This is a genomic window from uncultured Gimesia sp. (assembly GCF_937919775.1).
Taxonomy (GTDB): Bacteria; Planctomycetota; Planctomycetia; order Planctomycetales; family Planctomycetaceae; genus Gimesia.
On sequence record NZ_CALFPF010000171.1, the window covers coordinates 1 to 6086 of the forward strand.

At 51.9% G+C, this 6086-nt stretch carries 5 protein-coding genes; 4 read left to right on the plus strand and 1 reads right to left on the minus strand.

Features of this window, described 5'->3' with window-relative positions; genetic code table 11:
- On the plus strand, positions 1-1405 hold a 1405-nt coding region (locus Q0294_RS04610), incomplete at its 5' end, for a sulfatase-like hydrolase/transferase (protein ID WP_299461398.1).
- A 513-nt stretch (positions 1406-1918) separates the two neighbouring features.
- On the opposite strand, the gene Q0294_RS04615 is transcribed toward Q0294_RS04610, so the two are convergent.
- Positions 1919-2704 (minus strand): polysaccharide deacetylase family protein, encoded by a 786-nt coding sequence (locus tag Q0294_RS04615; RefSeq protein ID WP_299461400.1) that lies wholly within the window; start codon positions 2702-2704, stop codon positions 1919-1921.
- A gap of 471 nt (positions 2705-3175) precedes the next feature.
- Between Q0294_RS04615 and Q0294_RS04620 the strand changes: the two genes are divergently transcribed.
- The 3 genes from Q0294_RS04620 to Q0294_RS04630 form a co-directional block, all read left to right on the plus strand.
- The gene (locus tag Q0294_RS04620; protein WP_299461402.1) at positions 3176-3679 is read left to right on the plus strand and encodes a hypothetical protein; all 504 of its coding nucleotides are present in this window, start codon (positions 3176-3178) and stop codon (positions 3677-3679) included.
- A 67-nt stretch (positions 3680-3746) separates the two neighbouring features.
- Positions 3747-4322 (plus strand): ECF-type sigma factor, encoded by a 576-nt coding sequence (locus Q0294_RS04625; protein ID WP_299461404.1) that lies wholly within the window; start codon positions 3747-3749, stop codon positions 4320-4322.
- 188 nt (positions 4323-4510) lie between these two features.
- Positions 4511-6086 (plus strand): serine/threonine-protein kinase (locus Q0294_RS04630; RefSeq protein ID WP_299461406.1); only part of this gene is annotated, 1576 nt, incomplete at its 3' end.

Below are 6086 nucleotides of genomic sequence, written 5' to 3' on the forward strand. Positions count from 1 at the left end.
AGGGCTGCGGTTCACGCAGTTTTATAACAACGCGAAATGCACGACGACGCGGGCTTCGATATTGACCGGTCTCTATCCCCGCTTCGGGAAAGGGGGGCATATGCGGCAGAATATGGTCACGCTCGGCGAAGCGATGAAAGTCGCCGGTTATCAGACAGGGCTCAGTGGCAAATGGCATCTGATGCGGACCAAAGGTTATGCCAAGAGTAAAACTGCGGGGGGCTGGATTGATCGTTACGACAAAACCACCCATCCCTTCTTTCGCGGCTTTGATTCCTATTACGGCGTGCTGGACGGCTGTTGTAATTTCTTCGATCCGACGATTTCCGATCCCCCTTACAAAAAAGCCGGCATTCGCAGCTTCGGACAGGACGACAAAGCGGTAACCGAATTCAAACACGGCTATTATACGACCGATGCGTTTACCGATCACACACTCGATATGATTCAGCGTTACAGCAAAGAAGAGAAGCCGTTTTTCATTCATCTGTGTTATACGGCTCCGCATTATCCGCTGCACGCCAAGCCGGAAGACATCGCCAAATACGTTGGCAAATTTAAAATGGGCTGGGAGCAGATGCGGAAAGACCGCTGGAAACGTCTGCAGGAAATGGGGCTGGCGGGTGAAAACTGGTCGCTTTCGGAAGGGGACAGTCACGCCTATGCCTGGGAAACCGCGAATCACGATTTCGAAGATCTGCGGATGGCCGTTTATGCGGCGATGATTGACAGCATGGATCAGAACATCGGCCGGATCATGACGACGTTAAAAGAGACCGGTCAGTTGGATAATACGCTGATTCTGTTTCTCTCCGACAACGGGGGTTGCAGTGAAGAACCCGGCGGTCGTGATCCGAAGATTCGCAAACCGGGTCCGAAAGACGATTATGTCGCCGTCGGTCCTGCGTGGGGCTGGGCGCAGAATTCTCCGTTTCGGCGTTATAAATCATGGGTGCATGAAGGGGGCATCTCTACCCCCTGCATTGCCTGGTGGCCCGGTAAGGTTCCCGCCGATACGATCAACCGCAGTCCGGCGCACATTATCGATTTAATGCCGACCTTTCTGGAAATCGCCGGGACTGAGTATCCTCAGACCTATCAGGGACATGAGATTCTCCCCGTGGAAGGGACCAGCATGCTGGCTCTGTTACGCGGGGAACAAAAAACGCTGCACGATTCGCTGGCCTGGTTCTGGTCGGGCAATCGCGCGTTGCGACAGGGGCCGTGGAAACTTGTCTGGGACAGTCAGGTCAAGGAATGGGAACTGTACGACATTAGTGCCGACCGGTGTGAAACGAAGAACCTGGCGGCGGCACATCCTGACCGTGTCAAACAAATGTCAGACGACTGGTTTGTCTGGGCTGAGAAGGTGGAACTGGGGTCGAAGCTGAAAGAGCAGAAGTAGCTCTGTACTACGACTGAACTCTTTTATGTAGGGGGTGAGGAACGGTTCTCTTGTGCTCACTGTCGGGCCAGCCGACAGTGGCACCCGGTGTTGTATATGCTGTTGATTCTGAATGACCGAGGACCAGCAAACTCGGTGTATTGGAATTTCATTCAGGGGCATGTGAAGTACATAATCATGAACCAGAGAACGCTCCTGTGTGCCACTGATCGGCTTGTCCGACAGTGCTGGTACAACCGTTGTGAAACCGTTTTGAGTTCTGTCTGGAACTGGTGAATCTGATTTACGTTCTTGAGATCCTGATTGCGGACGGACACAGGGGACTGTACCTATCGCATTACAAGTCGGTGTGGTGGGATCAGTGACTTTGTTTTCTCTGTCATTGCTCCTGGTGAGGAACGGTTCTCTTGCGCGCACTGTCGGGCCAGCCGACAGTGGCACTCGATGTTGTATATGCTGTTGAACCAGTGTAGCTGGAGTATACTCTAGTGAGAAGCAAAAACGCGTAGTTGACTAAGGCAGGTCGTCGTAGGTTAATGTGGGCAGGTTAATCTGCTGGGCGTGTGCGAGGATTTCTTCGAGTGCCCTGGGGGACAAATGGTGGCCGGGGCCGTTGTCGCTGATGTTGTGGGCGTAGAAGACGACAATTTCGCCTCGTTGTTTTGCATGATCCATCGCGTCTTTGATGTCGGTCAGATAGTGGGGACGTTTTTCAGTACCGGCGTAATCGATGCCGGTACCGATCAGGGTGCCGGTCTCTTTGATCTGATCTACGGGGACAAAGATCGTTTTCAGATCACGCATTCGTAAATCGGGGGTGAGCCCCGTGCCGCCGCGCAGGTGGCGAAAGGTTTTTAACAGGGCCTGATCAATTTCGGCATTACGGGAACTGCTGGGATACGCGAAGGCGGTTGGCTTCAGGCCGGCGTCGGTCATCAGTTTCACGGCGGGATCGATCTCGTCTTTCAGATACTGGTCGATGCCGTGATCGCGGACATAGTCGACCGCTTTGCGATGTTTTGCTCCGTGACAGCCAATCGCATGACCGGCCGCCTGCAGTTTTTTCAGCCCCTCGATCTGCGCCGGTTTCAATGTGTGAAAGTGATCGACAAAAAACGTGACGTGCGCGTTGTATTTTTCGAAGACCGGAATCTGTTGGACCCACTGGTCTATGAAACGATCATCGAAGGTGAAGACAACACCCGATGAGGACAGAGATTTCTGAGTCGCCGATGTTTCAGCAGCAGATGTGATGGTTGAGAATAAGGAAAAACAGAGGAGCAGCAGTGTGAGTCGCATAAGCAGAATCTTTATCTTTGAAACAGAAAGTGGAGAGTATTCCCAGTATACAGGTTGTCGGGGGCATACTGAAATCATAAAAGAATCAAATATCGGAAGTTTATAGTTCAAGATGTTGCATTGAATGTGTATTCAAATCTCTTGTTATGAGATCGTAATGGTTCTCTCGCAAGCAGTGTTGGGGCAGTCGGCAGTGGGACGCGGCGTGGTTTGTTTCACGCGCCGTAGCTGATTTCGGTAAAAATGTGCGGTTTCTGGCAAGGTTCCGGTGCTGCTGCGATGTTGTGATTCCGTTCGTTCTCATATCGACACTGCTGTCTGTTCTTCATCTACGCCTCGCCGGCGGTATCAGATAAAATCATGCCGCGTTTTATTATTATTTGGAGGGCAGCATTGCGCGCTGTCTGTTTCGTGTTTGAGAGACACTGCAGGTGAGTTGAGAATCGTTGTTCTGTAACGGAGCATTTTGTCATGATTTTGAGTTTTTGTATTTTGGGTTCGTCGTTCACTCGACTGAGTCTGAATCATGCGGAATGGCGTGAGGCCGTCAAGCGCACTCTGGTGGATTGTGCGTGGCCCGGGCTGACCCCAACGCGCACATTGCGTGCTGTAACGCGACCCAAACGTGTCATAAACCGTGAACAGCGGGAAGTAAAGGTCTCGCTGTGTTCCCGTCGGGAACAGAAAACAGTTGAAAAACAGGCACTTTTATCGTGCGAAAATCAACAGGTGCAGATGAGTGCAGAGGGGAAGTCGAAATTCCCACGCGCGCGACGCGTACCACGCATGATATTCGGAGCGCTGGCGGGGTCAAGTGATGATGTTATTTCGTTTTTTATTGAAGGAATTTCGTTTGCAACGCCATGGGGCTGTCAAGACGATATATTTAAATCGATGCGTGATCTGCAACAGGAACAGGGTATGCGTCGACGGGAACAAAGAGATTTGCATTGGTCAGGTATCCGGATACACTGAAACGTGATGCAACAACGGGGCTGTCTGGTCAGGGATCATCCAACACAGAAACAATGAGATCATCAGTATGCAGGAAGTAACACAAATTCTGAAAGCCCTCGAAGCCGGTGATATGGCTGCCACTGATCAACTGCTGCCGATCGTGTATGCGGAATTACGAAAGCTGGCGGGCAACAAACTTTCACACGAAGCCCCCGGCCAAACGTTGACGGCGACGGCTCTGGTGCATGAAGCTTATCTGCGACTCGTGGGTAAGCAAGGGGAGGAGCCACAGTGGGATCATCGGGGACATTTCTTTGCAGCGGCTGCGGAATCGATGCGCCGGATTCTGATCGAGAATGCACGTCGTAAAAAACGCTTGAAGCATGGCGGCGAACACGATCGTGTTGAGCTCCCGGAAATCGCAGTACCGGCGTTAGATCAATCGGATGATCTGCTGGCGCTGGATGATGCCCTCACAAAATTCACATTGGAAAGTCCTGAGAAAGCGGAACTCGTGAAGCTGCGTTATTTCGCCGGTTTGAGTGAACAGGAAGCAGCCGAGGTACTGGGAATTTCAAGAGCGACTGCGGCACGTTACTGGGCCTATTCGCGGGCCTGGTTATTTTCGCAAATCAAAACCGATAAGGATCAAACTGTTTAGTAGTAGTGGTTTACGGCCGACAGGAAAAGTTGTGATGAGATGGGTTTTCGAAAAAAACTGCATTTTTAGAGAATTGCTGAGGCGCGCCGCAGGTCAAAATCGCATGGAATAGTAGTCTTGGGGCAATGACTGTCCCGATTTGAAATGTTTTCCTGGTGGGGCTTCCCATCCTGAAGAAAAATGAAATTATGTCCGATCCCGAATCATCAGAAAACCCTGAGCAATCGCCCGAACCAACCCTTGAGAATGTGAATCCCCATTCGATAGAGGGTTTGTTTCTGGTTGCGCTGGAAAAGAAAACTCCGGCAGAACGTGCGCAATTTCTGGATGAAATGTGTGGCGATAATACTGAGCAACGCCGACGCGTTGAGGCGTTGTTACTGGCATATGACGATGCGGGCAGCTTTCTGGAAAAATCGCCGGTGGGTCCCGGTGCGTCGCAGCCGTATTCGCTCGATTTTCTGACTCCCTCCGATCATCCCGATTTACTGGGAACGCTGGGAGAATATCAGATTCAGGAAGTGATCGGGCAGGGGGGCATGGGGATTGTATTTCGGGCCCTGGATCCCAAATTGAATCGGATCGTCGCGATCAAAGTCATGTCTCCGTTACTGGCGGTGAACCCGAATGCGCGGAAACGATTTTTACGCGAAGCCCAGGCAGCAGCTGCGGTGAGTCATCCGCATATCGTGACGATTCATGCTGTAGATGAAGACAAATTGCCTTACCTGGTGATGGAATATGTGGTCGGGCAGTCCTTACAGGAGAAGCTTGATAAGGTTGGTTCTCTGGGTGTGACGGAAATCCTGCGGATTGGAAACCAGGTTGCCGAGGGACTTGCCGCCGCTCATAAACAGGGACTGATTCACCGCGATATCAAACCGGCGAATATCCTGCTGGAAAATGGAGTCGAGCGGGTCAAGATTACCGATTTCGGCTTGGCGCGGGCCGTCGATGATGTGACGATCACGAAGACCGGCGAAGTTTCCGGTACGCCACAGTATATGTCTCCCGAACAGGCGACTGGAGATCGCGTCGATCAGCGGAGTGACCTGTTCAGCCTGGGAGCCGTGCTGTATGCAATGTGTACCGGCCGTTCGCCGTTCCGCGCGAGTAATCTGGTCGCGGTTGTGCGCCGGGTTTGTGATGATACACCACGGCCGATTCAGGATGTCAACGAAGAAATTCCGGACTGGTTGATTGAAATTATCGACTGTCTGCTGGAAAAGCGGCCGGCTGATCGTTTTCAGACTGCAAGCGAAGTTGCCGAATTACTGGGAACACATCTGGCGATTGTGCAACAACCGGGGATGATACCTGCGATTGAGAGGAAACTGTTGAGGCCTCCCCGACAGAACACAACGGTTCCGCCTGCAGAAACCCAACCCACCGGTGAGACAGACCCGCGAGTCATGATGCCGGTTGTTCACGCCTGGTTTTTCCTGTGCGGAATGATTCTGTTTTCCGAAGCGCATGCTCCGTTTTCATTTCTGATCACTGCAGGGAGCAGTGTCTTCCTGGGTATCCTGATTGCGTTAGTCGTGTATGAGGCAGAACGGCGTCAGGCACGGCCGTTTTTGTCGTTGCGGATGTCTGATGCCATTTCGATGCCTGTTGCAGCAGCAGGGGGCACGCTGCTGATGCAATCACTGTTTTATCTGGAATTCATTCCCGAGTTTCCAAAACCAATTCTCTATATTTTGTTTGCGATTGGTTTCGCGATTTATTTCGTGGCGGGATTGCGCAAACGCTATCCACAATCGG